The organism is Streptomyces sp. NPDC002623 (assembly GCF_053592635.1).
In genome coordinates this window covers 72260-99218 of sequence record NZ_JBSFWB010000031.1, presented here as the reverse complement: position 1 = coordinate 99218, position 26959 = coordinate 72260, and the positions used below count along the sequence as shown (strand labels likewise).

The window sequence follows — 26959 nt, the reverse complement described above, 5'->3', positions numbered from 1 at the left end:
CGCTGCAACCGGCCAGCACGGCTGACACGACGACGGCGGACGCCACCGCGGCCGACCGGGCCCTGGGAGACGACACGGCTCGGCGGTGCATGGCGTTCATCGTGCCACCGGGATCGACGGCGTCGGACCGGCTTCCCCGGGCCGGACACGAACGGGTCGAATGATTCCCCCGTTCGAGTGAGGCTGCCCTACCGGGGGTTTCTTGGTTCCTGATGTGACGTCACCTCGGCACGCACACTGCAACCATGGCGAACCACTCATCGGACTCCCCGGGCTCCCCGGGCTCCCCGGACTCCCCGGACGGCTCGGCGGCACAGCAGGTCGACCGACTCGCGACCTCGTACTGGGACTTCCTGCTCGCACGTGAGCCGTCGCTGCGGACCCGCCGCGGGCTGCCGGTCGAATCGCTGCCGGGGGTGTCCGCCGCGGAGGCCGACGAGCGCGCCGGGTTCGCGGCAGGGGTACTGACCCGGCTGAGCACACTGCGGGGCGCGGCGCTGTCCGGTCCCGCAGCCGACACCGCGGGCTTCCTTCGGGGGCTGGCCGAACAGGAAGCGGAAACGGGGCGCTTCCACTGGCTCACCCCCACCGCCACGCCGTACCAGCTCTTCCGCCTCCAGCAGTACGGTGACACGGTCTTCCGCCCGTTCCGCTTCGAGCACGGGGCCGACGCGGACCGGTACGCATCCCTCGTACGGGATCTGGCCCGCTGCGTCGCGACCATCGGTGACAAGGCCGCCGGGCAGGCGGCCCGGGGCTTCCGTATCCCGGCCCCGGCGCTGGCCGGGGTCCACACCACCCTCACCCGTCTGCGGGCATCGGCGGCACGGTACGTCCGAGCGGACGCCGAACGGCTCACTCGACTCGACGCGGCAAGCCGGGGCCGCCTGCGCGACACGGTGGAAGGGCTTGTGACCGCCGAGCTGGAGCCGGCGTTCGACCGCCTTCTCACCCTCGTGGGCGACCCGGACCGCCCCGAGCGGGCGCCGCAGGACGTCGGATGGGTCCACTACCCGGAAGGCGAAGCGGCGTACCGGGCCTTCGTCAGGACGTACACATCCGGCGACACACCACCCGAACGCCTCCATGAAATCGGCCGGGAGCACTGCCGCGAACTCAGCGAGCGGATGCGGGAGATGCGCGGCACGCTCGGCTTCGCGGGGACGGAAGCGGAGTTCCATGAACGGCTCGCCACCGCACCTCACCTGTACGCCCGCACGCCGGAGGAGGTCGAGGCCCGCTACCGCCGACACCTCGACCGCCTCACGCCGCTGCTGCCGCGCTGGTTCGCGGTCCTGCCCCGCGCCCCCTACGGCGTGGCCCGCCTCGACCCGGCGCTGGAGGCGTCGATGACGTTCGGCTACTACGAACCGCCGACCGCTGCGCAACCGGTGGGACGCTACCGCTACAACGCCTCGGACCTGGCACACCGGTCACTGCTCGGCGCGGCCGCGCTGATCTACCACGAGCTGGCGCCCGGCCATCACTTCCACCTCGCGCGCCAGGCCGAGAACACCGCGCTGCCCGATCTACGGCGCGAACTGGCGGCCTTCAGCGGGTTCGAGGAGGGCTGGGCGGAGTACGCGGCGGGGCTCGCCTGGGAGATGGGGCTGTACGACGACCCGTGGGACGCGTACGGACGCCTGGCCCATGAACGGTTCACCGCGCAGCGCCTCGTCGTCGACACCGGCCTCAACCTCGGGACGATGACGCTGGAGCAGGCGCGCACCTTCATGCGCTCCCACGCGGCAGCCGAGTCCGAGACACAGATCACGAGCGAGTTGCTGCGCTACGCCACCGATATGCCGGGACAGGCGCTGACGTACCGGGCGGGTTTTGCGGAGTTCACGGCATTGCGGGCGGCGTACGAGCGCGGTACCGACGCGGAGTTCGACGTGCGCGCGTTTCACGAGGCGGTGCTGGCCGGCGGCACACTGCCGTTTCCCGCCCTGCGCCGGCGGATGGCGAGAGAACTGCACGGGGCGTCCGGCCGCCGGGAGAGGCACCAGGGAGTGCCCGAAGCAGGTCGGTGACGTAGAGCGGCTCCGGCTGCCGCGCGACCTGAACAATGCGTTACGGAAAGGCTGTTCTACTCAAATGAGTGAAAGCCACGACGGAACTCGCAGCCGTTCACTCGAACCTGGATACGCTCTGCGATGAGGAATGCGCGTTCGATGATGCGGAATCCCTACATGTCATCGCGGTTTCCCGTTTACAGAAGATAAGGATGCCCTGCCATGCTGCCTGTCGTACCTCCTTTCCTGATCGGTATGATCACCGCCTCCGTGGTCAAAAGGCTGGGAAAACCCGTCCTGCGAGGGATCGTCAAAACGTCGGTGGGCCTGGGAATCGAAGTCAAGAAGGCCGTCCACGAAGCCGGCCAGGGAATCCAAGGTCTCGCGGCCGTGGCGACCGCCGAAGTGCTCGCTGCCCAGATGACCCAGGGAACCGAGCACGGCACCGGGTCGGCGCCCGAGGCCGCAGCGGCGCGGGGCGGCAGCGAGAGCAAGGCCGCCGGCAAGGCCCGCGGCACCGGTTCGGCCACTGCCAAAGTGCACTGAGTCGTCTCCCCGCACGCCGGATGCCACAGCCCGACACGACTTAATTGCCATTTCCGCGTGCTGCTGGCTGCTGGCTGCTGGCTGCTGGCTGCTCCATGTAAATCCGGGCCGTCCAAATCCGGGCCGCGCTTTTCTCTGCGCACTCGATGGAGGATTCCACTTTCCAGAAGTTGCACACCGCGCATGGCGCCCGCAGGGTTTCCGGGGGACGATGCTTGTGCCGGGCGCCGAGGCGTGCGCTGTCCCTGGCGGCGGCCACGAAGGCTGGGACGGAGAGGGAACCATGCGACCGGGCACACGTGTCGCCGACGCGATACTCCCGCTGCTCAGCCGGGACTGGGCCGGGCTGGTCGTCGCCCTGCTGCCGGCGGCCGCGGGCGCGTGGTGCGTCACCCTGGGAACCGGCTGGCGCGTTCTCGGCGGCGTGCTCTGTGCCGTGGCCCTCGCGCTCGGTCTCGGGTCGGTCCGCCATCTGGTGCATGTGGCCCGGATACGGGCGAGGTGTCCGCCACCCGGCCGAATGGTCGACGTGGGCGGCTACCGCATGCACGTCCTCGCCGAGGGAGACGCCGGACCGAGGCCCACCGTGGTCTGGATGCCGGGCGGCCACACCGGCGGGCACGCGATGTACCGGCTGCACGAGCTGGCGCGGGAACAAACGCGTTCGGTCCTGGTGGACCGTCCGGGCTCCGGCTGGAGCGACCCGGGCCCGTTCCCGCGCACGACGGCAGCCGAAGCCGTCGAACTGCTCACGGTGCTCGCTCGGGCCGGCGAAAACGGGCCCTACGTCTTCGTGGGGCACTCCTTCGGGGGATTGCTCATGGCCAACGCCGCCAGGCGCCGCCCCGACCTGGTGGCCGGTCTGGTGCTGCTCGATCCCACCCCGCCCGATGTCGTCGCCTTCGGCCCGTCGCTTCCCGCCCTGCGGCATGCCGCGAGGGACCAGACCGCCCTCGCGCTGCGCCACCTCTTCGGCCTCCACGCCCTCCTGCCCAGAACCGAGGCGCACTCTCCCGACTCTCCGGACTCTCCCGACTCTCCCGAGGACGCGACGCAGGTTCTCGCAGTGATCGAGACCAGGACCAAGGCGAACTGCGCCGCGGCATCGATTCTGCGAGAGCTGTCGCCCGACGGCATCACCAGAGACGGCTGGCAGACGGTCGTACACGACGGCGAGCTCGGCTCGCTCCCTCTCCTCCTCGTGGCGCCACGCGATCTGACGGGCGGTGGCGCGATCTTCGACGCGTTCGACGATCCGGCGGAGAGCGCCCGGGTACGGCACTTCTTCCTCACCGCGAGAGAACGGTTCCTCGCGGCCTCCAGCGCGGCCCGGAGGGTCTATACCCCGGAGGGAACCGGCCACGATTTCCCGGACCGCGTACCCGAATTCGTCGTACAGGTGGTGGGCTCACTGCTGGACGGACGCGGGCCGGGCGCACCGGACCCGCTCCGGTGGGGGTGAAGCTCCTGCCCAGCGCCGTCGGCCAGGCGGACGGAGTAGCGCGAAGACACCGACTTCTACCACCGCCCGGAGTTGGAGGCGTGCCAGGCATCCGGTCACCTCGACCGCCTCGACCTCGCCTTCTCCCACGACCAGCGCATCAAGATCTACGTCCAGGGCCGCATGCGCGAACACGGCCCCCGCCGTGGCAGTGGCAGTGGCTCCGGGGCGGCGCCCACTTCTACGTCTGGGGCGACGCGGCGCGCCTGGTGTCCCCGGCCGGGGCGGACCCGGCCCCGCGTGCGGCGTCGCCGCCCAGTTTCCTGGCCCAGTGCAGCAGTTCGGGTGCGGCCAGGGTGGTGCCCAGCCAGTCGTGGTCGAGGGCGGCTCCCGGCAGGGACGGTACGACGGCGACGTACAGCCCCGCGGCGCGCGCGGAAAAGATGCCGGTGGCCGAATCCTCGAAGGCGAGAGAGCGCTTCGGATCAGCGCCGAGCGCCTCGCATGCCGTGAGGTAGAGGTCGGGTGCGGGCTTGGGGGATCGCACCTCGTCGGCGGCGAACGAGTAGGTGAAGCAGTCGGCGAGGCCTGCCGACCCCAGGGCTGTGTCCAAGAGTTCCCGAGGACTGTTGCTGGCGACGGCCACGGGCACGGCCGCCCGGCAGGCGCGTACCAATTCCGCTGCCCCGGGGAGCGCAACGGCACCGCGGGCCAGCTCCTGCCGGACTCCTTCGAGGAGTTCAGCCGCGAGTTCGGTGCCGGCTCCTGAGCGCCCGAAATAGTCGGCCATGGCTTCTCCGGCGTCCTCAACGGTACGACCGATGACCAGTGCCTTCTGTGCAGGGCCGAAAATGTGGCCGTGCGCCGCGAAAATGGCCGCTTCCGCAACGCTCCAGCAGACCTCGGTGTCGACCAGGAGGCCGTCGCAGTCGAAGACCACGGACTCCGCACCAGTAGGGAGTAAACGCATGTATGAGTCCTTTAAATTCAGGTGAGTAGGGCGGTGCTCCCGTCCGGCAGACATCGGGAGCGGTCGGCAGACGCTCGCACCCGCCTCATGACTTCGATCGTCCGCACTCTGGAGATCACGGCGCGTCGCCCTGCGCTCGCGCGTCCTTCACTCCCCGAGCGCGAGGCGGAGACCGAAGACCGCGATGGCCGTGCCCGTGATGCGGTCGAGACAGCGGCGCGCCGCAGGCCGTTGCAGGCGGTCACGGAGCACGTGCGCGAAGGCAATCAGCGCGCAGGACCACAGGACGGCCAGCAGGATGTGCACACCGGCGAGGAGTACGCCCGCCGCGAGGTGTGAGGCACCGGCGGGGATGAACTGCGGCAGCACCGCGACGTAGAACGCGCCCATCTTCGGGTTGAGGAGGTTGGTGGCGATCCCCTGACGCCAGCCGCCGGTCAGCGTCTCGTCGGCACGAGCCCCGCTGCTGAGCCCGGCCTGGGTCCCGTCCTCCTTCGGCTGCTCATCCGCCGAGCGACGCCAGGATCTCCACAGCAGGCTGCCTCCCATCCACACGAGGTACGCGGCCCCGACCCAGCGAAGTGCCTCGTACGCAAGGTGAGAGGCAGTCAGCAGTGCGGTCACACCGAGCGAGGTGAGCACGCCCCAGATCAGCGTGCCGCTCTGAATGCCGAGGACCACGCCCCAGGCGCGACGGCGGTGGCCGAGTCCGGCGGTGCGCAGGACGAGCGCGGTGTCCAGTCCGGGAGTGAGGGTGAGCAGTCCCACCATCAGAGAGAAGCTCCACAAGGCATCTATGGCGATCACGAACGACCACCCTAGGCCGGGAGCACTGCAACCTCTACTTTTCTGCCCGGAATCGGGCAGGGTTGCAGCATTTACCGGTCTGTCATCGCGCGCCACGCCTCAGCTCGGTGAGCACCCGACCAGCGTGCCCCCCGTCCGCCCAGAGCGGCCCGAGCACTACCGCCGAGGAATCGCCGCCCGAGCCCACCACCGCGCTGGGGCTGGCCGACGCCCGCATCCCCGCCCGCTACCGACGGGGACCAGGGCCCTTGGGGACCGGGAGCAGATCGGTCGATGGGACCGGTTGGGGAACTGCCCTTGCCGGGTGGCTGCCGGATGGCGCCGGCCGACTGAGGGACGTTCTGCACACTCTCGCGCGAGCCATCTGGAGCGGGCCGTTCTGGTGGGCGGTCACCCGGTGGACCTGCTGTTCACCGACGCCGGCGAGAACACGGCGGTGTTGATCGACCCGGGACCGGGGCCGGGTACGGACCCCGCGCGGCACCTTCGGCTGACCCACGCGCGGGGCGACCTGCTCACCGGACTCCTCTCTGGGGGGCACGGTGCCAAACCGTGCCCCGTGAGCCGGACGGTGCGCGTGCCCGCATGGCGGATCCTCGCGGGCGAGACCGCGCTGGCTCCGCTTTTCGGCTGAGCGCCGGACAAGGCGGAGGCTACGAGCGCACTGCGGCGGCAGGGTTGAGTACGTCGACGGGCCGACCGGGGCTCCACCGAGGCCGCCGCCGGCAGCCCGCCAGGACTTCAGCCGAAGGGAACCTCCCTTGGGCGGCCCGTACCGCTTCAGTCGGCCAGCAGGTCGCGTGCCACCTCGACGTCGGTGATCAGGATGTTGATCCATCCGCCACGCGCCGCACCCCGAATCGCGGCCACCTTGTTCAACCCGCCCGCGACGCCTATACGTCGTTCCACCGCGCGCAGTCGGTCCGGGTCGATGCCGATGATGCGGTCGTTGAACGGGGCGTCGACGGGGCTTCCGTCCTCGTCGAAATATCTGGCGCAGACGTCTCCGACGGCCCCCAGTTCCTCCAACTGCCGTTGATCCGCGGGGGAAATGGCGTTGCCCGAGCGGCGCAGCAGCGGAGAGGGCTCGAGTGTGCCGATGCCGAGGACGGCCAGGGTGAGGGAGGACCATGCCTGCATGGCCTCGGCCATCGCCGGCTCCCTGGACAGCAGGTCGTGCAGTTCCTTGCTGCCGACCAGCGCGGCCGACGGGGCGAACACGGGACGCGCTCCGGTGAGTTCGGCCAAACGGCTGGTGAGCCTCGTGGCGTGCAGTTGCACTTCCGGGCTGCCGGATCCGCCGATCATCTGCACGACCTTCTCCGCCACGGAGGGCGTCTTGGCGCGCATGACCTTGACGGACTCCAGAAGGGTGGCGCTCCAGGAGGAGACGCCGATGACGTCGCCTCCCTTGAGTGTGGCGTCGAGGTAGGCGGCGGTCGCCGCGGCGAGGGCGGGGATCACGTCGAGTCCCGCCCCTTCCACCTCCACCACGACGGCGTCACGCAGTCCGTACCGTTCCACGAGGGCGTCTTCGAGCTCGGCGTGCACGCCCTCGGGGGAGACCACCACGGTGCGGACCACACCGCGATCGACCGCTTCCTTCAGGAGGCGGGAGACCCGGGGCTGGGACATGTTGAGGTGCGTGGCGATCTCAGGCTGCCGCATTCCGCGTTCGTGGTACATGCGGGCCACCTTGACCAGGAGTCGCACATGGTCAGGGCTCGGAGTGGTCGTTGCCGCCACCGTGCCTCCATCCCCCTCGATCTCGCCATGCGGGCCGGATACCGACCCGCACATTACCGTCAATCCGCCGATCCACAGATTATCGCTGCGGCGTACAGGCAATGATCTTGCCTGGGCCTTTCACCCAGGCGGCCCGAGGCCCGGTGGCGGGGCTCAGAGCTTGGCGAAGACGCCGAACTCGGCGGAGTTCTCCTTGGTGATCAGCTCGCAGTCGATGGCCTGCTTCTCGGGCTGTCCGGTCTTGCCGGTCTTGACGAACTTGTCCGCCTGCTCGATCGCCATCTCGGCGCCGAGGGCGGCCGGCTGCAGCGCGGTCGCGCGCATGGTCCCGGCCTTGATCTGGGCGATGGCGTCCGGGCTTCCGTCGAAGCCGACCACGGCAACGCCGGTCCGCTTGGCCGACTTCAGCGCGGCGACCGCGCCGAGGGCCATGGTGTCGTTGCCGGCGATGACGCCCTTGATCTTGGGGTAACGCTGGAGGATGGTCTCCATCTTGCTGAAGGCTTCCTGCTGGTCCCAGTTCGCCGTCTGCTGGGTCACTCTCTTCATGTCGGGGTACTGGGAGATGACGTCGGAGTATCCCTTGGAGCGGACGCCGGCGTTGGTGTCGGACTCCTTGCCGGTGAGTTCGACGTAGTCGCCCTTCTCCCCCATGGCCTTGACGAACTCCTGCGCGGCGAGCTGGGCGCCCTGGGAGTTGTTCGACACGATCTGGGCCTTGGCGATGCCGGTCTGGTTGATCTCCCGGTCGATCAGGAAGACGGGGATTCCCGCCTTGGTGGCCTTGGTGACGGGGCCGATCGACGCGTCGGCGCCGGCGTTGTCCAGGATGATGGCCGCCGCATCGCGGGAGATGGCGGCATCGATCAGTTCGCTCTGCTTGTTGGGGTCGTCGTCGTGCGAGGCGACCGACGTCGTGTAGCCGAGGCTCTTGGCCTTCTTGTCCGCCGCGTCGGCCTCGGCCTTGAAGAACGGGTTGTCCGGGGAGGGCGTGATGATGGCGATCAGGTTGCTCTTCGACGAGCCCTTCGACGAGTTCTTCGACGACGAGTCGGACGAGTCGTCGGACGACCCGCACGCGCTCAGCACCAGAAGCCCTGCGGTCAGGACAGCGGCGCTCTTGGCCAGGCGAGTGACATTGCGGTGGGACATGCGGCTCTCCAGAGGAGGTGAAGGGAGGTGAAGGGGAGGTGAGATGTGGCGGGTGTGGAGGCAGGGCCGAGCGTGGGAGGGGGGGTGGGGATCAGTGGGGTGCCGGGGCGTCGGACGTGGCCCGTGGCGGGGCTTCGGCCTTCGCCGCCGGTTCCTTGTCGGGTTCCACCGCGACCGCGGACGCGGCGGCCCTGCGGCGCTGGAAGCGCTGCTGGCTCTGGTCGAGGATGACGGCGACGATGATGACCGCGCCCTTGATGAGCATCTGCCAGAAGGTCGAGATGCCCAGGATCACCAGGCCGTCGGCGAGGAAACCGATGACGAAGGCGCCGACGAGCGTCCCGCGCACGGTGCCTCGTCCGCCGGAGAGGGCGGCGCCGCCGATGACGACCGCTGCGATGGCGTTGAGCTCGAAGGACTCGCCGGCCTGCGGTGCGGCGGAGGTCAGCTCGGAGGCGATGATGAGCCCGGCCAGGGCGGCGCACGCGCCCGAGATCATGTAGACGGTCATCTTGACGCGGTGGACGGGAACGCCGCTGAGCTCCGTGGCGCGCTCGTTGCCTCCGGTGGCGTAGAGCCAGCGGCCGAACGGGGTCGAGCGGAGCAGGACGGTGACGAGGCCGGCCAGCACGATCATGATCCAGACCGCTACCGGGAGGCCGAGGGGGCGGCCCTGGCCGAGCCAGTCGAAGCCGGTGTTGTGCACGCCGGGGTCGCCGGCCAGGTTGGGGTAGGTGGTGCCGCCGGAGATGAGGAGGGCGGTGGCCCGTGCCACGTAGAGCATGCCGAGCGTGGCGATGAACGGCGCCACGTTCAGACGGGTGATGAGGACACCGTTGACGGTGCCGACCAGGGCGCCGACCGCGACGCAGACGACCATGACGGCCCAGACCTGCGGGTAGGCGACGGCATCGGCGAAGCTGAGGTGCAGGCCCTTGAGCAGTTCGCCGGCGACCACGCCCGACAGGCCGACCGTGGATCCGACCGAGAGGTCGATGCCGCCCTTGAGGATGACCAGCAGCATGCCCAGCGCGAGGATGGCGTTGATGGCCACGTGCTTGGTCATGGTGATGACGTTGTCGACCGTGAGGAAGGAGTCGGACAGCAGGCTGAAGACGACGATCAGGACCCCGAGCGCGATGAAGGCGCGCAGTTCGAAGACGGAGTCGAGTGTCTTGAGCCGTCGGGCCCGTGCCGCTGCCGCACGGCGCTGTTGCAGGACTGCTTCGTGGTCCTTGGTCAGGGTGTCACTCATCGGGGGCCTCTTCGGTGGTATCGGCGCCGTCGGCCAGGCTCATCAGACGGTCACGGGTGATCTCGCCCGCCCGCAGGTCGGCGACCAGTCGGCCGCGGACCAGGACCAGGAGGCGGTCGGGGATGTGCAGCGCTTCCTCGGCCTCGGAGGTGGTGAAGAGCACGGCCAGACCGCGCTCCGCCTGCTGCGCCATCATCTGGAAGACATCGGCCTTGGCGCCGACGTCCACGCCGCGGAACGGTTCGTCCAGCAGCAGGACGCTGGGCCCGGTCATCAGTGCCTTGCCGATGACGACTTTCTGCTGGTTGCCGCCGCTGAGCGAGCCGATGGGCGCGTCGGGACCGGAGGTCTTGACCGTGACGTCGGCGATCATCGAGGTGACCGCGTCGCTCTCCGCTCGACGTTTGACGAACAGGCCGCGCACGAACCTGGTCACCGCGGCGAGCGACAGGTTCTGCCCCACGCTCATGGACTGCACCAGACCGTCGCGTTGGCGGTCCTCGGGGACGAGCACCAGCCCGGTGCGAATACGTCGGCGGATGCTGCCGACGAGCGGTTCGCCGTGCAGACGGGCCTCCCCCGACGCGACGGGCAGCCGGCCGGCCAGACACTCCAGCAGTTCGGTGCGGCCGCTGCCCATGAGGCCGTAGATGCCGACCGTCTCTCCGGCACGTACGGTCAGGGACAGGTGGTCGACGGCGAGCCGGCCCGGGTTGGCGGGGTCGGCGACGGAGAGTTCCGTGATCTCCAGTGCCGTGGGCCCCAGTCGGGGCTCGCGGGCCGGGAAGAGATCGTCCTGGTCGCGGCCGACCATCATGCGCACGACCCAGGCCAGGTCGACGTCGTCGGCGCGTGCGGTGGCGACCATGCTGCCGTCGCGCAGGACGGCCACGTCGTCGGCGATCGAGAGCGCTTCCTCCAGGTGGTGCGAGATGTAGACGATCGCGACGCCCTCGGCTCTGAGCTCGCGGATCACATGGAAGAGGACGTCCACCTCCGGCGCGCTGAGCGCCGACGTCGGCTCGTCCATGATGAGCACACGGGCGTCCTGCAGCAGGGCGCGGGCGATCTCGACCAACTGCTGCTGTCCCAGGCGCAGTTCACTGACCGGTAGTTCGGGATCGAGCGCCTCGTCGAGCCTGCTCAGCACCTTCCGGGCCAGCGCGCGCTGTGCGGTGCGGTCGAGCAGGGCGCCGCCGTGCCGGGTGTGTTCACGGCCGAGGAACAGGTTGTCCTGGATGCTCAGGTTGGCGCAGAGGCTGAGTTCCTGGTGGATGATCGAGATGCCGTGGTCGGCCGCGTCCCGGGCGCCAGCGAACCGTACGGCGCGGCCGTCGAGTTCGATGTGTCCGGTGCTGGGGGACTCGACGGCGCTGAGGATCTTCATCAGGGTCGACTTGCCGGCCCCGTTCTCGCCGAACAGCACCATGGTGCGCCCTGCCGCGATGTCCAGGGAGACCCCTTTGAGGGCCTGTGTGCCGCCGTACGTCTTGGTGACCTCCGCGGCGCGCAGAACGGGCCGGGCCGTGACCGGCTCGGCCGTCGCCGCGGTCATGACGCCGTCTCGATCGAGATCGGTGTGATGGTCAGCAGGTCGGCGGTCAGCGGCGTCATGGCGCCCGTGACGGTGATCGTCTTGCCCTTGACCGCTGCGGGGTCGAAGGACTTCAGCAGCTTGGCCTTCATCTCGGTGTTCAGCGCGGTCGCCGCGTCTGCGTAGTCGACCTGGTTGGTGAACTGGCCGAAGGTGATGAAGCCGGGGGCGTCGCGCAGTGCGGCGCCGTTGATCGCGGGGCCGATCTGCACGGAGACGCGCGTCTTGTCCAGACCGGGCACGGTCACCTGGAGGAGGCCGCTTCGGGCCTCGCCGGCGGTTCCGGTGAGAGTGACGGCGTAGCTGTAGGGGCCGGTGCCCGCCCGGTGCCCGTACGTGCGGCCGGCCGCTGCGGCGTCGGCTGCCATCGCCTGGTGCAGTGTGGTGATCTCCACGGCGTTCTTCTTGATCGCCGGAACGACCTTCGCCTCGTAGGTGTCGGCCCCGTATTTCGCGGCATCGAACTTGGGCTTCACACCGGCGGTGGCTTCGCTGTCCGAGCGGTAGGTCGTCGTCGCCCCGATGGCGACGACGAGGACCACGAGGGCGAGGAGGGCGGAGCGGCCGAGGGTCAGCCGGTTGCGGCGGTCGGCCGTGTCGCTCCTTGCGCGCGCGGGTTCTGCTGGTGTCATGTCGTCCTCTGCTTTCCGCGTGTCCCGAGGTCGCGGGCGGCCGTGAGACGCCGATGCCATCGCTCGACGGCGGGGCGGCGCGTCTCCTCGTGCCAGGTGGGTGTGAAGACCTGCAGATCGGTGTCGGCACGTTTTTCCAGCTCGGTGGTCGTCCACAGTCCGAGACCGACCCCGGCCAGCTGGGCGGCCCCGGCGGCGGACAGGTCGTGATGGGTGGTGCGGGCCACCGAGACGTCGGCGACGTCGGCCTGTAGTTGCATGAGTGCGTCGCTGCGGCTCAGTCCGCCGTCGGCGACGACCTGACGCAGGCCGGGGAGGGCCGCGAGGACGTCTCCCACTTGGTAGGCGACCGATTCCAGTGCGGCGCGGGCCAGTTGGTCACGGCCGGTGCCCAGGTCGAATCCGGCCAGGACGGGTACGGCCTGACTGTCCCACCAGGGCGCTCCGATGCCGCCGAAGGCCGGTACGAGGGTCACGTCGCCGGCGTCCGCGCCCGCGGCGAGCGCGATGAGTTCGTCCGGCGAGGTCCCGAGCAGTTCGGCCAGCCAGGTGAGGGTGCGTCCGGTGGAACGGATGTTGGCCTCATGGGCGAAGGTGGGCCGACCTGTGGACAGACCGGCAGACCAGGCGATCGTGGTGCAGACGCGGTCGGCCGGTGCGAGAGAGTCCGCCACCGTCATGACGGACGAGCCGGTGCCGTAGGTGGCCTTGACGACTCCCGTCCGCCAGCCCGCGTGCGAGAACAGCGCGGCGTGCGAGTCGCCCAGCACCGCGAGCACCGGGGTGCCGTCGGTCAGCGGGGCGAGCTCCCGTACCCCGCCGAAGGGGCCGGTGGACGCGACGATCTCGCTCAGCGCCGCACGCGGGATGCCGAAGGCTTCGAGCAGGTCGTCGTCCCAGTCTCCGGTCCCGAGGTTCAGCAGTTGGGTCCTGGAGGCGTTGCCGATCTCGGTGACCGGGTTCCCGGTGAGCGCGTGCAGGAGGAAGGCGTCCACCGTGCCGAGGCGCAGTGCGCCGGTGCTGCTCCGGGTGCGCGCGGGGTCGTGCCGGTCGAGGAGCGCGGCCATCTTCAGGGCGGAGAACATCGGGTCCAGCGGGAGGCCGGTGCGTCGCCGGATCTCCTCGCTCATGCCCGTCTGGTGCAGTCGTGCGGCATGCTCGGAGCCGCGCTGGTCCTGCCAGCTGACGAGCGGGGCGACGGGTGTGCCGGTCGCCGCGTCCCACAGGACGACCGACTCGCGCTGGGTGCTGAGCGCGATGCCGGCCACGCTGCGGGGGTCGATGTCCTTCAGACAGCCGGCGACCGCCTCGCGGACGCTCGCGAGGATCGCCAGGGCGTCCTGTTCCACCAGGCCGGGGCCCGGGTGGGTCTGCGACAGGGGCACACCGGCCCGGGCCACGACGGCGCCGGTGGCGTCCAGGAGCAGGGACTTGGTGGAGCTGGTGCCCTGATCGACGGCAAGGACGTACGGCTCCATCACTCCCGTCCCAGGGTTTCGAGCGCGGTCCGGGCGATGCCTTCGGCGGTGAGACCGAAGTGGTCGAGCAGGAAGGATGTGCTGCCGGTGGGGGCGAAGGCGGGGACCCCCACCATGGATACGGGCACCGGGTGGTGTTCGGCGACGACCCTGGCGACGGCGGCCCCCAGACCGCCGGAGAGGAGTCCCTCCTCCGCGGTGACGACGGCTCGGGTCTCCCGGGCGGCGGCCAGCACGGCCGAGACGTCCAGCGGCTCGACGAACGTCATGTTCAGGACCCGGGCCGAGACGCCCTGCCGGCCGAGGACTTCGCTCGCTTCCAGGGCGCGCGAGACCATCGTTCCCACGGCGATCAGCGTGATGTCGGTTCCGTCCACGAGACGCGTGGCCCGGCCGGCTTCGAACGGGGCGCCCTCGGGGGTGACGGCGGGGACCTTGAATCGCGGGACACGGAGGTAGGTCGGCTTGCCCGACTCCACCGCCCAGCGCACCGCGCTGCGGGTCTCCGAGGGATCCGCCGGCACGATGATCTCCAGTCCGGGGACCGCGCGCATCCACGACAGGTCCTCGATGGAGTGGTGGGTGGGGCCGAGTTCCCCGTAGGCCATGCCGGGGCTCTGCCCGCAGAGGACGACGTGCCGGTAGCTGTAGGCGACGTCGGCCTTGATCTGCTCCAGCGCACGGCCGGTCAGAAAGGGGGCCGCGGCGGACACGAAGGGGATGAACCCTGCGTTGGCGAGGCCGGCGGCGACGCCGACCATGTCCTGCTCGGCGATGCCGACGTTGATCAGCCGGGTGGGGAACTCCTCGCGGAACTTGACGAGGTTGCTGGAGCCGACCGAGTCGTTGCACACCGCGACGATCCGTTCGTCGGTGCGGGCCAAGCGGGCGAGTTCGTCGGCGAAGTCCGCCCGGCAGTCGAAGGTGGGGACCTCGGAGGCCACGACGGTCATCGGTTCAGCTCCTCGAGCGCGAGAACGACCTGCTCGTCGGTGGGCACCTTGTGATGCCACTCGACGCGGTCCTCCATGAACGAAACTCCCTTGCCCTTGACGGTGTCGGCGATCACCGCGACGGGCCGGCCCGTCGTCGACGGGGCGTACGCCTCCTTGATCGCCCGGTGGTCGTGGCCGTCGATGACGCGCACCTCCCACCCGAAGCTCGCCCACTTCTCGTCCAGGGGGTCCAGGGACGTGGTGTCCTCCGTGCGGGCGCCCTGCTGCAGCCGGTTGCGGTCCACCACGGCCGTCAGGTTCGTCAGCCCGTAGTGCGCGGCCGTCATGGCCGCCTCCCAGTTGCTGCCCTCCTGCATCTCGCCGTCGCCGAGCACGACGATGGTCCGCCATGTCTCGCCGCGCAGCCGCGCTCCGAGCGCGATACCGGTGGCCACGGGGAAGCCGTGGCCGAGGGGACCGGTGTTGGTCTCCACGCCGGGGACCTTGAGCCGGGCGGGGTGGCCGTTGAGCGGCGACAGCGGCGCCATGAACTCGCTCAGCCGTTCCCTCGGGAAGAACCCGCAGGAGGCGAGCGTGGAGTACAGGGCGGCGGCGCAGTGCCCCTTGCTGAGCACGAAGCGGTCCCGCTGGGGGTGGTCGGGCGCGGCCGGCTCCATCCGCAGGGTTCCCCACAGGGCCGTGACCAGCAGGTCGGTCACCGACAGGTCACCGCCGACGTGGCCCATGCCGGCCGCCTGGATCGTGGTCAGGATGTCGCGCCGGACGGCGGTGGAGATCGCGGCGAGCTCCGCCGCGGCCTCGGCCGGTGCGGCCTCGCGCAGCCGTGCGCCGCGCCGGTGGTAGGTGTCGGCGGCGGCCTCGTCGGTCCGCAGCGGGGCTGCGGTCTCCACGGTGGCGGTCACTCGGACTCACTCTCCGCGAGCGCGCGGAACAGCGCCCGCTTGGCGATGCGCTGGGCGCCGAGGGCGTCCTGCGCCGCCTGGGCGGCGGCGAGTTCCTCGCGGTCGAGGTAGCCCAGTGCGTGGTGGAAGGCGCGCATGGTGCGGATCCCGGTGCGCGCGGCCTCGACCGGGTCCTCGCGGAACGGGAACTGGTCCAGCTGCCAGACGCCCTGCCAGCCCGCGTCGTGCAGCGCGAAGAAGAACTCGAAGGTCTCCAGCAGGTGCACCGAGCCGACGACCATGTCGTCGTCCCAGCCGCGGAAGTTGTCGTTGACGTCGATCGCGAAGAGCTTGTCGCGGGCGATCGCCATCCGGGCCGCCTCGGCCGGGGTCTCACCCCCGTAGAGGGAGTGGCCGAAGTCGAGCAGGACGCCGACGTTGTCCACGCCCATGTCCTGGATCGCGAGGAGGGTGCGGGCGACGGACGAGAAGACCATCCGGTTGCGCGGCTCACGCGGCTTGTACTCGATGGCGAACTTCAGGTCGGGAAAGGCCTGGGCGAGTTCGCGCACGGCCCCCACCGACTTGTCCCACAGGTCGGTGTAGTCGGCCTGGAAGGGGTAGTCGTAGCCGTCCTGTCCCGGCCAGAGTTTGACGTAGTCCACGCTGAGTTCGCGGCCGACCTCGGCCGCGCCGGCGACCAGGTCGATGGCCTGGCGGCGCAGGGCGGGGTCGGGGTTGGTGAAGCCGCCCTTGGCGAACTTGCCGGTGTAGAACTCGGGCGTCACGGCGATGGCGCGGAGGTTCTGCTCGGCCAGCGCCTGCCGGACTTCGGCCGTGCTGATGTTCCCGGGCGGGAAGGGCCAGTTCAGATCGAGGACGGAGAGGTCCTCGACTGCTCCGGCGAGCTTGATGGCATCGAGAACGGTGCGCGGATCACCGTATCCGTCCGTGGCGTAGCGATCGACGTAGGTGGCGAAGTGCCAGATGCCGGCTCCGTAGACGGGTTCATCGCCGACAGGGTTGTGAATGTCTATGCGTTGCTGACTGGACATGCGACTCAAGTTAGGAACGCGTCGTTGATGTGTCAATACTTTCGCCATGACCAGGCACGACTCGCTGGACGCCGAGCGCCTCCGGCGCGGGCGCCGCCCGGAAAACCACTTCTGTCCAGTCCTCCACGACGAGGACGAACCCACCTGTACTGCGCGTCCATCCGGAGGGGTTTTGACGCGTTGCCGTGGGGCTCGGAGAGGTATCGCCTGAGCCGGTGGGTAATCTCGCGCTGCCACCGGCCGAATCGCCTCCCAGCAGACTCAGGAGAAGAGCCATCACCGAGCAGAAGCCCGGAAAGGCTGGGACCGCTCCGGGAAACCAGCCCCAAGAGGCCGACCAGTTGAGGGACATGCTGCGTCGGCCCGAGTACCGGCGGGCGTTGGTGTTCTGCGGCCTGATCGGGATCCCGGTGTCGTTGGTCGCGTTCTGGTTTCTGGTCCTGCTCCATCAGCTGGAGAATCTGATCTGGGTGGACTGGCCGCACGATCTCGGGTGGACGGATCCGCCGTGGTGGTGGCCCTTTCCGCCGGCTCTGCTGTCCGGTGCGGTCGTCGCCCTGGTCGTCCTGCGGTTTCCGGGCCGCGGAGGACACATCCCGGCGGCGGGCCTGCACTCCGGAGGGGCGTCGAAAGCCGCTGTTCCCGGTGTGGTCCTCGCCGCGTTGGCCAGCCTCCCGCTGGGTGCCGTTCTCGGGCCCGAGGCCCCGCTGATCGCCCTCGGCGGTGGTCTCGCGCTGGTTTTCCGGGATCTCGTACGCGCTCCCGCGACCGAGGCGAGCACGGCGCTGCTCGGTGCCGCCGGTGCCGCGGCAGCCATCTCCGCGATCTTCGGCAGTCCGCTCGTGGCGGCCGTGATGCTCATGGAAGTGGCCGGAGTCGGCGGACCGCAACTGTTCGCGGTGATGCTCCCCGCCCTGCTGTCCAGCGGAATCGGCGCCATCGTGTTCACCGGTTTCGACCACTGGACCGGACTGAAGACCGGGAGCCTCGACATCGGACTGCCCACTCCGCCGCTCCTCGACACGGGGGACGTGCTGTGGTCGGCGCTGATGGCGGTCGTCATCGGGGTGGCCGTCCACGGGGTCATGGTGGGCGGACGGATCGCAGCACGCTCCGTGGCCGCACACCCGTTGCGCAACACGGTGCTCTGCGCACTCGCCGCGGCGGGCTGCGCGGCTCTCTACGCGGTCGTCACCGGCCGTTCGCCGTCCGAGGTCTCCCTGTCCGGCCAGGCCGCTCTGACGCAACTCGCCGCGAACCCCCATGCGTGGTCGGTCGGCAGTCTGGTGGCGGTCCTGGCGTTCAAGGGCGTCGCGTACACGCTCTGCCTGGGAAGCCTTCGCGGCGGTCCGACCTTCCCCTCCTTGTTCCTGGGCGGAGCGGTGGGCGTCCTGCTGTCGCCCCTGCCGGGACTCGGCGTCGTAGCCGGTATGGCGGCCGGTATGGCCGCCGCGTGCGCCGCCGCGCTGCGGCTGCCCGTCAGCACGGTGGTGCTGGTCGTCCTGATGGTGGGCAACTCGGAAACGGTGCCCGTGATCGTGCTGGCCGTCGTCGTGTCGTTCGTGACCACAGAGTTGCTGCCCCAGGGACCGGGGATTCCGGCGTTCGGGCCGCGAGTCGGCTGAGCGTCAGGACCCTCGGCTGAGGCTGAGCGTCAGGCCCCAGCGACAGGTCCGGGCCTTGGCCGGAAACTGGCCACCAGAATGTACAGGCTGACGACAAGTGCCCATACGGGGAAGACCAGCTCGGACCAGGCGATGCTGCCCGTCAGGAGAAGCAGGGTCAGGGCGACGAGACAGCCGAACAGGGAAAGCCAGCGCGGAAGGACTCCGAGCCGATGCCCGATGGTGGAGGTGGAGAAGGTGAACACCGCGGCCATGCGCATCGCGTAGGTCGTCAGGAGGCTGTAGGTGACGTGACGGCCGAACGACCACCCTTGCAGCTTGGAGCCGGCCCCGGACACGTCGGCCGTGACCAGTAGCCCGCCGGCCGCCGCTGCGGCCCCGAAGAGAGTCGCGACGAACAGCAGTCCGCTGCCCAGGAAGACCATGGCGAAGAACTGGTCCTCGGCTTCTCCGATGCGTGCACGCACAGCGCCCATGAACCACAGGAAGAAGATGCCTGCGAAGGGAATGAGGTTGAGCGCCGTCTGCACGGTACGCCGACGCGAGGGGTCGGTGATCCAACTGTTGGCCATGTCGCCGGGCTCTTCCGGTACCGCTACGCGGATCAGAACGATGGCCGCGGCGAGCAGCAGGGCGAAGACGATCCCCACCAGTCCTGCGGCTCGTGGAGTGCGCAGCGCCTGAAGCTTCCTCTCCATGGGCGGTCTTCCGCTTCCTCTCCCAGCCGGTGTGTCCTGGTCGGCGACGGTCCCTTCCCCTCCGTCCGGTGCGGCCTCGCCGGACGCCCGGCGGGCGGCCAAGACCAGCAAGCACCGGTACAGGTCGACGTGCCACTCGGACTGTCCATGCGGGTGACGTGCCGGTCGGCCTACTCCGGCGGGCTCTCGGCACCCCGTCGGCCCGGGGTCAGCAGGACTGCCGTGTCCCCCGGCCGCGGCAGTGGCGTGCTGCCTTCCGTGACCGGATCCAGGCGGCCGTCCCGCCGTACGAGGAACAGCAGATCGCTGCCGGGCCGCAGGGCGTCGCCGGCGGGCTGCCCCAGGACGGCTGCCCCCTCCTCGTACCTGCGGGAGAACGTCGGCCAGGTCAGATCCGGGCCGAACAGGACCTCGCCGCCGATGAACGGCGCCACCACGCCGTGGCTGTCGGCCGGTGCGTCGAGGCGGCGGACCGTAGCCTGCACGCCGCCTCGCAGCACCACCGCCGCCAGTGCGTTGAAGTCGTCCTCGGCGGTGAGGAAGTACACCTCCGTGATGCCCTCCAGCTCGGCGGCCCCACCCGTGGCGGCGCCCAGCAGCTCACCCGGCGCAAGCTCGATCCCGGCCCGCCGGACCCGCTCGCGCTGTTCCTCCTCCCCTGCCCACATCAGCACCTCCAGCCCTGCCGCCTTCAGGGCCACGCCCAGGTCGACCACCCAGGGGTCGCCGCCGACCAGCAGGGGCCGCGAGCGGGACGGGCGTACCACGCCCAGGCGGCGGGCGACGGGCGAGGCGGTCAGACCGTAGAGCGTCACGGTCGCGACGATGACCACGAACGTGGCCGGAAGGATCTTCGAGGCGCCGCCGATCCCCTCGGCCACAAGACCGGCCGAGAACGTCGAAGCCGTGGCGGCCGCGACGATCCCGCGCGGCGCCATCCAGCCGATGAAGCCGCGCTCGCCGCGTGTCAGATCGGTGCCGAGGGCGGACACGACCGCGACCAGCGGCCTGACGACCAGCACCAGGAAGGCGGCGAGCCCGAGCGCGGGCAGCCACACATGGCGCAGCGAGTGCGGGGTGACGGTGGCCGAGATCGAGATGAAGAGCAGGCCGAGGATCAGGCTGACCAGGGTCTCGAAGAACGGCCGACGCGCGGGTACGTCCATGCCGGGAAGGTTGGCGGCGGCCAGGCCCATCACCACGGCGGCGATGAGTCCCGTGTCGTCACGCAGGACGTCGCAGAGCGCAGCCACTGCGATCACCGCAGCAAGCTGCGCCGTCGTGCCGAGGACCTCGTCGAGCCGCAGGACCCGGAACAGCACCCACAGCAGAGCCGCCCCGACCGCGCCTCCGGCCGCTCCGATGCCCACGCTGGCCAGGAACTGCGCCGCCCCGCCGCCGAGGTGGTGGCCCGAGCTCGCCACGACCCCGTGGAAGACCAGTGCGCCCAGGACCCCGCCGACCGGGTCGATGAGCGAGCCTTCCCAGATCAGGATGCGCTGGAGCCGGTCCTTCGGTCGCACGAAGCCCAGCAGCGGTCCTACGACCGTGGGCCCCGAGACCACGAGGATCGCGCCGATCATGACGGCCGCCTGGGCGGACAGGCCCAGCAGCGGCGCGGCGAGGAGCGCGCCGAGCAGCCCGGTGACCAGGACCCCGATCCAGATCAGCCGGACGACGACACGGCGGGTGTGGCCCTTCAGCCTGGCCAGGTCCAGCCCGAGGCCCGCGTCGTAGAGGATCACGGCCACGGCCAGCGACACCAGCGGTGAGAACGCCGCTCCCAGCAGCTGCTCGGGGTCGACGTCGTCGATCAGCGCGCCGGCGGCGAAGCCGGCCGGCAGCAGGACGATGAGGGCGGGGACGCGCAGGCGGCCGGCCAGGACCTGCGATCCGACGGCCAGGACCAGGATCAGGCCCACGCCGATGAGCACCTGGTCCGTCGTCATGGGTGGCCCTCTCGGTGCGCGGTGGGCCCGGCAGGCCGGGTCCTAGCAGGTCCACGGTGTGATCCCCCAGCGGACGGTGTGCTGCTCGCCCGGGCCGAGGCTGACCAGCCCGGTGCCGCTGCGGAAGGCGTCCGGCGGGCAGGTCATCGGCTCGATGGCGACCGCGCGTCGGCGCTCCCCCGGTGGCAGGGTGTCGCCGGTGTAGAGCTGCACGTAGTCGGCGCCCTCCCCCAGCCATACGTCCGTGCCGAACGCGCCCGACGGGTGGGCCAGGCGCACCACGGCCCGCCCGTCCGCGTCCCGGTCGAGGTCGCCGAACGGGGTGTCCAGCCGGAGCGCGCCGACGACCTGCGGCGTTCGCAGGTCGTACGCGGTCCCGGCGACCGGCTCGGCGGCGACCGGCAGGCCGCGCTCGTCGGTGCGCAGCCAGGTCCGTGCGGGGACGGTCAGCACCGCCTGGTCGACGACGGCGGTGCCCGCGGTGACGTAGGGATGCTGGCCGAAGCCGTAGGGTGCGGCGCTCGTGTCGAGGTTGCGCGCGGTGACGGCGACTTCGAGCCCGCTCTCGCCCAGGGCGTACTCGGCGCGGACATGGAGGTGGAACGGATAGCCCGGCTGCGGCCACAGCGGAACCTCCAGCACGGCGTGCCGGTCGTCCGCCTCCACGACCCGCCACGCGACCCACCGGAGCAGGCCGTGGATGGCGTTGCCGCCGGTCGGCTCGGTGAGCGGCAGCTGCTGCTCCTGCCCGTCCCAGGGGTAGCGGCCGTCGCGGATGCGGTTGGGCCACGGCACCAGGATCTGGCCGCGCCCGCCGGTGATCCGGTCCTGCCCGGCGAATCCGTCGAGCACGGTGCGCTCACCGACCGCGTACGACCGAAGGGCCGCGCCCAGTTCGACGACGACGGCGCTGTGCGTGCCGTGACGGAGGGTCAGTTGCCGTCCGGTGCGGCTTTGCTGCACGCGTGGTCTCCTCGTCCGCCCGGTCGGCGCCCTCGGACGCCGGTGCAGTGCCGGCCCGCGGTGCCGGCCCTCCCGTCGGGAGCGTGCGGCCCCTCATGGACCCGGTCAAGCGCAACACGTTCCCGTCGGCGCAATCGCCGGGCAGGTTCGCCCGCCGGGGCCACAGACGGGAGCGGACGGCGGTCGGAGAACGCGCAGGAGACGCGGCGGCCGGGATGGTGGTGACGGAGATGAAGACCCCGCGCAGCGCGCTCGCTGCTGCTCCGCCTCGGCCGCGGTGCCGGAGAAGGCCATCTCGACCGGCTCGATGACGATGGATCCGCGACGGTCGAGTTCCAGTTCGCGCAGACCGCGCAGCACGGCGTTGGCCGCACCCGCCAGGATGTCGCACTCGATCGCGTCGCCGTCGGGGTGTGCGCCAGTTCGGCAAGGACGACCAGGTTGAAGACATAGCGGTCGTCGGTCAGCAGCCCGACGGCCCGGGGGGTGAGATCAGGAGGGCTCACCAGCCGGACGTGGATCATCTCCATGCGGCCAGTAACACCCGTTGGACGAGGGGTCGGCAAGCCGGGTGCGGTGCTCGGCTCCGGCGCCCCGGTCGCTTCGGTCGCCCGGCCGGGGCCCGTGGCTGCGAAGGGCCTGCGGCAGGTCGCCGTTGCGTCGAAAGAGTGCCGCCGCCGGCCTGCGGACCGTCTGTCGTCTCCGGCCGCGGTGAGCGACCGATCGCGGACCGCTGCCGACGCGCAAGGGCCACCCGAGTGGCTGATAGTGGACGTAGGGGGCTCTTGTCCGAGAACTCGGAGCAACCATGGACCGCTACCCTCCCATCGCCGAACACGGCCTGGTGGGCGACCTGCAGACCGCCGCGCTCGTCTCGTCGCAGGGTGTCGTGGACTGGTTCGCCGCTCCCCGGTTCGACTCGCCCAGTATTTTCGCCGCCCTGCTCGATCACGACGGCGGCGGGTACATGCGGCTCGCCCCCGAGCACCCCGAAGCGACCTGCAAGCAGCTCTACTACCCCGACACGGCCATTCTGGTGACCCGGTTCATGTCGCCGGACGGAGTGGGCGAGGTGGTCGACTGCATGCCCCCGGACCGGCCCCACACCGCCACCGACCGTCACACCCTGATACGCGTCGTGCGGTGCGTGCGGGGGACCGTCGACTTCACGCTCGAGTGCCGGCCGCGCTTCGACTACGGCCGGGCCGAGCACCGGCTGGAGCTGGGCGAGAACACCGGCCTGTTCCGGTCCCGGGGGATGGACGCGCACCTGCAGACCTCCTTCCCCCTGGAGCGGGACGGCCAGGACGTACGCGGCAGGGTGACGCTGAGCGCCGGCGAGGCCGGCGGCGCCGTGTTCACCGTCTGCGCGTCCGGCGGCGAGGCGCCCGCACCCCTCACGGTGGACGGGCTCACCGCACAGGTCGACGGCACCGGCCGCTTCTGGCAGACCTGGTTGCACCAGTCCCGCTACCGGGGCCGCTGGCCCGAGCTGGTGCACCGTTCGGTGATCACCCTCAAGCTCCTCACCTACGCCCCCACCGGCGCCCTCGTCGCGGCGGCCACCATGGGCCTGCCCGAGCAGATCGGCGGAGAACGCAACTGGGACTACCGGTTCACCTGGGTACGCGACAGCGCGCTGTCCGTGCGCGCCATGCTGGACCTCGGCTTCGCCGAGGAGGCCACCGCCTTCCTCCACTGGCTGGTCGACAGGCTGCAGGAGCGCGAGGGCAAGGAAGAGGAGCCGCTCCAGACGATGTACCGGGTCGACGGCAATCCCGACCTGCCCGAGGAGACACTCGACCACTTCGAGGGCTACCGCGGCTCCTCCCCGGTCCGCATCGGCAACGGAGCCGCCGACCAGCTCCAGCTGGACATCTACGGTGAGGCCCTCTACGCGTTGTCCCAGGGCCGCGAGATCGCACAGCAGGCCACCTACCGGGGGTGGAAGACCCTGTCCAGGACGCTGGACTGGTTCGCCGAGGCCTGGGACCGGCCGGACGAGGGCATCTGGGAGACCCGCGGCGGCCGCCAGGACTTCACCTACAGCCGGGTGATGTCCTGGGCCGCCTTCGACCACGGGCTGAGCCTGGCCGAGCACTTCCGCAGGCCCGCCGACGTGGAGAAGTGGCGCAACGCCAGGGACGCCATCCTGGAGCAGGTCATGGAACGCGGCTGGAGCGAGCAGGAGGGCGCCTTCGTCCAGCACTACGGCGGCGACGTCCTGGACGCTTCGCTGCTGCTCATGCCACGGGTCCGGTTCATCGCCCCGAGGGACCCGGCCTGGCTCGCTACCCTCGACGCGATGGACCGCAAGCTCGTCTCCGACAGCCTCGTCTACCGCTACGACCCTGCCGCGTCGCCGGACGGGCTGCGCGGCTCGGAGGGCACCTTCAGTCTGTGCACCTTCCTCTACGTCGACGCGCTGGCCCGGGCGGGTCGGCTGCCCCAGGCCCGCTACACCTTCGAGAAGATGCAGACCCACGCCAACCACGTCGGTCTCTTCGCCGAGGAGATCGGTCCGAGCGGGGAGCAACTGGGCAACTTCCCCCAGGCGTTCACCCATCTGTCGCTCATCATGGCGGCCACCACCCTCGACGAGGCGCTCGACGCGGAGAACGGGCGCTGACCCGTGGTCACGCATGCCCGTCCGGCAGGACCGCCGCCGCTGACCGAGGACGAGTTCGGCGTGCTGTACCGGCGGCTGCGCTCGCGCGCCGCCTGGGCCGCGGGTGACCGGGGCGCTCTGGACGCACTCACTCCCGCCCGGGTGCTGGCCGCCACCCGCGAGGTGCGGACCGGCCGGACGGTCACGCTCGCGGCACCGGTGGAGACACTGCCCGGCCCGGACAACCCGGAGCCCGCGAGGCACCGGATGACCGGGCAGCCGGACGAAGACGCCGCGGGCGGGCTCCACTTCGCGAGGGACAGCTTCGCGATGAACGTGCACGGCGACGCCGACAGCCACATCGACGCCCTCTGCCACGTCATCTACGACGGCACACTGCACGGCGGCGTGTCCGCGAGCAGCGTCACGTCGGGCGGGGCCACGGCACTCTCCATCGAGGCGGCGCGCGACGGGATCGTCGGACGCGGCGTGCTGCTGGACATCCCTCGGCTGCGCGGCGTGCCCTGGCTCGAACCGGGTGATCACGTGAGCGCCGACGACCTCACCGCGGCCGAGACGGCCCAGCGGGTCCGCGTGACCGAGGGCGACCTCCTCTTCGTCCGGGTCGGCCACCGGCGGCGGCGCGCCGAACTGGGAGCGTGGCACGCGGCGGACGCGCGCGCGGGGCTCCATCCGTCCGCACTGGAGTTCCTTGCGGACCGGCGGGTCGCCGTCCTCGGCGGCGACGGGAACAACGACACGGCCCCGAGCTCCACCGAGGGCGTCGACTTCCCCGTGCATGTGCTGGCGGTCCACGCCATGGGCCTGCACCTGCTGGACTACCTGCAGTTCGAGGACCTGGCGCCGGTCTGCGAGGCGGAGCGACGCTGGTCGTTCCTCTGCGTGATCGCCCCGCTGAGACTGCCGGACGCCACCGGCTCGCCGGTCAACCCGACAGCCGTCCTGTGACCCGATCGCACGACTCCTAGAACGGGACCCTCTCATGGCCGACGATCAGCACTACGACGTCATCGTCATCGGTACGGGAGCGGGCGGCGGTACGCTCGCGCACCGGCTGGCCCCCACCGGCAAGCGGGTCCTGATCCTGGAGCGCGGCGGCTACCTGCCGCGGGAGCGGGACAACTGGGACTCCACCGCCGTCTTCGTCAAGGGCAAGTACCGTGCCCCCGAGTTCTGGTACGACAAGCACGGCAACCAGTTCCCCCCGGAGGTCAATTACTACGTCGGGGGCAACACCAAGTTCTACGGCGCCGCGCTCTTCCGGCTGCGGCCCGAGGACTTCGGCGAACTGCGCCACCACGACGGCGTCTCCCCGGCCTGGCCGATCCGCTACGAGGACCTGGAGCCGTACTACACCCAGGCCGAGCACCTCTACCTGGTGCACGGTCGGCACGGCGAGGACCCCACCGGAGGGCCGACCAGCGCGCAGTACGCCTACCCGCCGGTCGCGCACGAGGCGCGCATCCAGCAGCTCAGCGACGATCTGGGCAAGGCCGGCCTGCACCCCTTCCACCTGCCCATCGGCGTGAACCTCACCCAGGACGAGAACGGCCGGGCCACCCATGACAGCGTCTGCATCCGCTGCGACCGGGTCGACGGCTTCCCCTGCCTGGTGGGCGCGAAGTCCGACGCGCAGGTGATCTGCGTCGACCCGGCGCTGAAGTACGACAACGTCACGATGGTGACGAACGCGAACGTGCGCCGCCTGGAGACCGACCCGACCGGACGCACCGTCACCGAAGTCGTCGCCGAGCTAGGGAACGGAACGACCGAAGGCTTCAGCGCCGACATCGTGGTGGTCGCCGCCGGCGCGGTCAACTCCGCCGTCCTGCTGCTGCGTTCGGCCGACGACAAGCACCCCGGCGGCCTGGCCAACAGCTCGGACGTGGTGGGACGCCACTACATGCGGCACAACAACCTGGCGCTGATGGCCGTCTCGAAGGAACCGAACCCCACCAGATTCCAGAAGACCCTGGCGCTGAACGACTGGTACCTGGGCGCGGACGACTGGGAGTATCCGCTCGGCGGCATCCAGATGCTCGGCAAGTCGGACGCCGACCAGATCCACGGCGAGGCGCCGCGCTGGGCCGGCGCCGTCACGCCCGACATGCCGTTCGAGGTGCTGGCGCACCATGCCGTCGACTTCTGGCTGTGCGGGGAGGACCTCCCGCTGGCCGAGAGCCGGGTCACCCTCGACAAGGACGACGCCATCCACCTGGCGCTCGACGAGAAGAACAACGTGGCCGGCTTGAAGCGCCTCCAGCACAAGCTGCGGGGCATGCTCGGGCATCTGGGCATGCACGAGGACCATCTGCTGTCGCACAGCATCTACCTGCACAAGGGCATGCCGATCGGCGCCACCGCGCACCAGGCCGGCACCGTGCGGTTCGGCGACGACCCGCGGAGTTCGGCCCTCGACGTCAACTGCAAGACCCACGACCTCGACAACCTCTACGTCGTGGACACCAGCTTCTTCCCCAGCATCGGCGCGGTGAACCCGTCCCTGACCGCCATCGCCAACGCACTGCGGGTCGGCGACCAAATCGCCGACCGACTGAGCTGACGGG

22 protein-coding genes and 2 pseudogenes are annotated in these 26959 nt (G+C 70.5%); 9 read left to right on the top strand and 15 right to left on the bottom strand.

The window, feature by feature from the left end:
- Nucleotides 1–245 precede the first annotated feature (245 nt).
- From ACWD4O_RS38070 to ACWD4O_RS38055, 4 genes and pseudogenes are all read left to right on the top strand, one after another.
- Nucleotides 246–2033: a DUF885 domain-containing protein gene (locus ACWD4O_RS38070; RefSeq protein ID WP_451287263.1), complete on the top strand. Its 1788-nt coding sequence runs from the start codon at nt 246–248 to the stop codon at nt 2031–2033.
- A gap of 204 nt (nt 2034–2237) precedes the next feature.
- Nucleotides 2238–2561 (top strand): DUF5132 domain-containing protein, encoded by a 324-nt coding sequence (locus ACWD4O_RS38065; RefSeq protein ID WP_451287261.1) that lies wholly within the window; start codon nt 2238–2240, stop codon nt 2559–2561.
- Nucleotides 2562–2844: 283 nt separating this feature from the next.
- The gene (locus ACWD4O_RS38060) at nt 2845–4023 is read left to right on the top strand and encodes an alpha/beta fold hydrolase (RefSeq protein ID WP_451287259.1); all 1179 of its coding nucleotides are present in this window, start codon (nt 2845–2847) and stop codon (nt 4021–4023) included.
- A gap of 39 nt (nt 4024–4062) precedes the next feature.
- Nucleotides 4063–4271: pseudogene (locus ACWD4O_RS38055) on the top strand (diflavin oxidoreductase); the annotation flags it as partial.
- On the opposite strand, the gene ACWD4O_RS38050 reads toward ACWD4O_RS38055, so the two are convergent.
- Together ACWD4O_RS38050 and ACWD4O_RS38045 are read right to left on the bottom strand one after the other, a co-directional pair.
- The gene (locus ACWD4O_RS38050) at nt 4244–4972 is read right to left on the bottom strand and encodes an HAD family hydrolase (RefSeq protein WP_451287257.1); all 729 of its coding nucleotides are present in this window, start codon (nt 4970–4972) and stop codon (nt 4244–4246) included. The pseudogene ACWD4O_RS38055 and the gene ACWD4O_RS38050 sit on opposite strands and share 28 nt — an antisense overlap.
- Before the next feature lie 147 nt (nt 4973–5119).
- Nucleotides 5120–5779 (bottom strand): LysE family translocator, encoded by a 660-nt coding sequence (locus tag ACWD4O_RS38045; protein ID WP_451287255.1) that lies wholly within the window; start codon nt 5777–5779, stop codon nt 5120–5122.
- A 397-nt stretch (nt 5780–6176) separates the two neighbouring features.
- On the opposite strand from ACWD4O_RS38045, the gene ACWD4O_RS38040 reads away from it, so the two are divergent.
- Nucleotides 6177–6413 (top strand): hypothetical protein, encoded by a 237-nt coding sequence (locus tag ACWD4O_RS38040; protein WP_451287253.1) that lies wholly within the window; start codon nt 6177–6179, stop codon nt 6411–6413.
- A gap of 146 nt (nt 6414–6559) precedes the next feature.
- On the opposite strand, the gene ACWD4O_RS38035 is transcribed toward ACWD4O_RS38040, so the two are convergent.
- The 9 genes from ACWD4O_RS38035 to ACWD4O_RS37995 form a co-directional block, all read right to left on the bottom strand.
- The gene (locus tag ACWD4O_RS38035) at nt 6560–7579 is read right to left on the bottom strand and encodes a sugar-binding transcriptional regulator (protein WP_451287251.1); all 1020 of its coding nucleotides are present in this window, start codon (nt 7577–7579) and stop codon (nt 6560–6562) included.
- 99 nt (nt 7580–7678) lie between these two features.
- Entirely contained in the window at nt 7679–8677 is a 999-nt protein-coding gene (locus ACWD4O_RS38030) for a substrate-binding domain-containing protein (RefSeq protein ID WP_451287249.1), read from the bottom strand.
- Between the two features lie 91 nt (nt 8678–8768).
- Nucleotides 8769–9932, bottom strand: a complete 1164-nt coding sequence (locus ACWD4O_RS38025; RefSeq protein WP_451287247.1) for an ABC transporter permease — start codon at nt 9930–9932, stop codon at nt 8769–8771.
- Nucleotides 9925–11487, bottom strand: coding sequence for a sugar ABC transporter ATP-binding protein (locus ACWD4O_RS38020; RefSeq protein WP_451287245.1), 1563 nt, complete (start codon nt 11485–11487; stop codon nt 9925–9927). Before ACWD4O_RS38020 ends, ACWD4O_RS38025 begins: the two co-directional genes overlap by 8 nt.
- Entirely contained in the window at nt 11484–12158 is a 675-nt protein-coding gene (locus tag ACWD4O_RS38015) for a DUF2291 family protein (protein ID WP_451287244.1), read from the bottom strand. Before ACWD4O_RS38015 ends, ACWD4O_RS38020 begins: the two co-directional genes overlap by 4 nt.
- Nucleotides 12155–13636 carry an FGGY family carbohydrate kinase gene (locus ACWD4O_RS38010; protein WP_451287242.1) on the bottom strand — a complete coding sequence of 494 codons (1482 nt, stop codon included), beginning with the start codon at nt 13634–13636 and terminating at the stop codon, nt 12155–12157. The genes ACWD4O_RS38015 and ACWD4O_RS38010 overlap by 4 nt, the downstream gene beginning before the upstream one ends.
- Nucleotides 13636–14589, bottom strand: a complete 954-nt coding sequence (locus ACWD4O_RS38005; protein ID WP_451287240.1) for a transketolase family protein — start codon at nt 14587–14589, stop codon at nt 13636–13638. Before ACWD4O_RS38005 ends, ACWD4O_RS38010 begins: the two co-directional genes overlap by 1 nt.
- Complete coding sequence (locus ACWD4O_RS38000) at nt 14586–15494, bottom strand: transketolase (RefSeq protein ID WP_451287238.1); 909 nt, start codon at nt 15492–15494, stop codon at nt 14586–14588. The genes ACWD4O_RS38005 and ACWD4O_RS38000 overlap by 4 nt, the downstream gene beginning before the upstream one ends.
- Nucleotides 15491–16528, bottom strand: a complete 1038-nt coding sequence (locus ACWD4O_RS37995; protein ID WP_451287236.1) for a sugar phosphate isomerase/epimerase family protein — start codon at nt 16526–16528, stop codon at nt 15491–15493. The genes ACWD4O_RS38000 and ACWD4O_RS37995 overlap by 4 nt, the downstream gene beginning before the upstream one ends.
- 350 nt (nt 16529–16878) lie before the next feature.
- Between ACWD4O_RS37995 and ACWD4O_RS37990 the strand changes: the two genes are divergently transcribed.
- Nucleotides 16879–18153, top strand: coding sequence for a chloride channel protein (locus tag ACWD4O_RS37990; protein WP_451287234.1), 1275 nt, complete (start codon nt 16879–16881; stop codon nt 18151–18153).
- A gap of 29 nt (nt 18154–18182) precedes the next feature.
- Here the strand turns inward: ACWD4O_RS37990 and ACWD4O_RS37985 are convergent, their stop codons facing one another.
- From ACWD4O_RS37985 to ACWD4O_RS37970, 4 genes and pseudogenes are all read right to left on the bottom strand, one after another.
- Entirely contained in the window at nt 18183–18851 is a 669-nt protein-coding gene (locus tag ACWD4O_RS37985) for a hypothetical protein (protein ID WP_451287232.1), read from the bottom strand.
- A 170-nt stretch (nt 18852–19021) separates the two neighbouring features.
- A complete protein-coding gene (locus tag ACWD4O_RS37980; RefSeq protein WP_451287230.1) occupies nt 19022–20800 on the bottom strand; it encodes a cation:proton antiporter in 1779 nt (592 codons plus the stop codon).
- Between the two features lie 42 nt (nt 20801–20842).
- Nucleotides 20843–21763 carry an aldose 1-epimerase family protein gene (locus ACWD4O_RS37975; RefSeq protein ID WP_451287228.1) on the bottom strand — a complete coding sequence of 307 codons (921 nt, stop codon included), beginning with the start codon at nt 21761–21763 and terminating at the stop codon, nt 20843–20845.
- Nucleotides 21764–22018: 255 nt separating this feature from the next.
- Nucleotides 22019–22293 (bottom strand): annotated as a pseudogene (locus ACWD4O_RS37970) (DUF389 domain-containing protein); the annotation flags it as partial.
- A 278-nt stretch (nt 22294–22571) separates the two neighbouring features.
- Here ACWD4O_RS37970 and ACWD4O_RS37965 point away from each other — a divergent pair.
- Genes ACWD4O_RS37965 through ACWD4O_RS37955 form a run of 3 tightly spaced genes read left to right on the top strand, consistent with a single transcriptional unit; the run spans nt 22572 to nt 26955 of the window.
- Complete coding sequence (locus ACWD4O_RS37965) at nt 22572–24392, top strand: glycoside hydrolase family 15 protein (protein ID WP_451287226.1); 1821 nt, start codon at nt 22572–22574, stop codon at nt 24390–24392.
- Between the two features lie 3 nt (nt 24393–24395).
- Nucleotides 24396–25340 carry a cyclase family protein gene (locus ACWD4O_RS37960; RefSeq protein WP_451287224.1) on the top strand — a complete coding sequence of 315 codons (945 nt, stop codon included), beginning with the start codon at nt 24396–24398 and terminating at the stop codon, nt 25338–25340.
- A gap of 34 nt (nt 25341–25374) precedes the next feature.
- The gene (locus ACWD4O_RS37955; protein ID WP_451287222.1) at nt 25375–26955 is read left to right on the top strand and encodes a GMC oxidoreductase; all 1581 of its coding nucleotides are present in this window, start codon (nt 25375–25377) and stop codon (nt 26953–26955) included.
- Nucleotides 26956–26959: the final 4 nt, after the last annotated feature.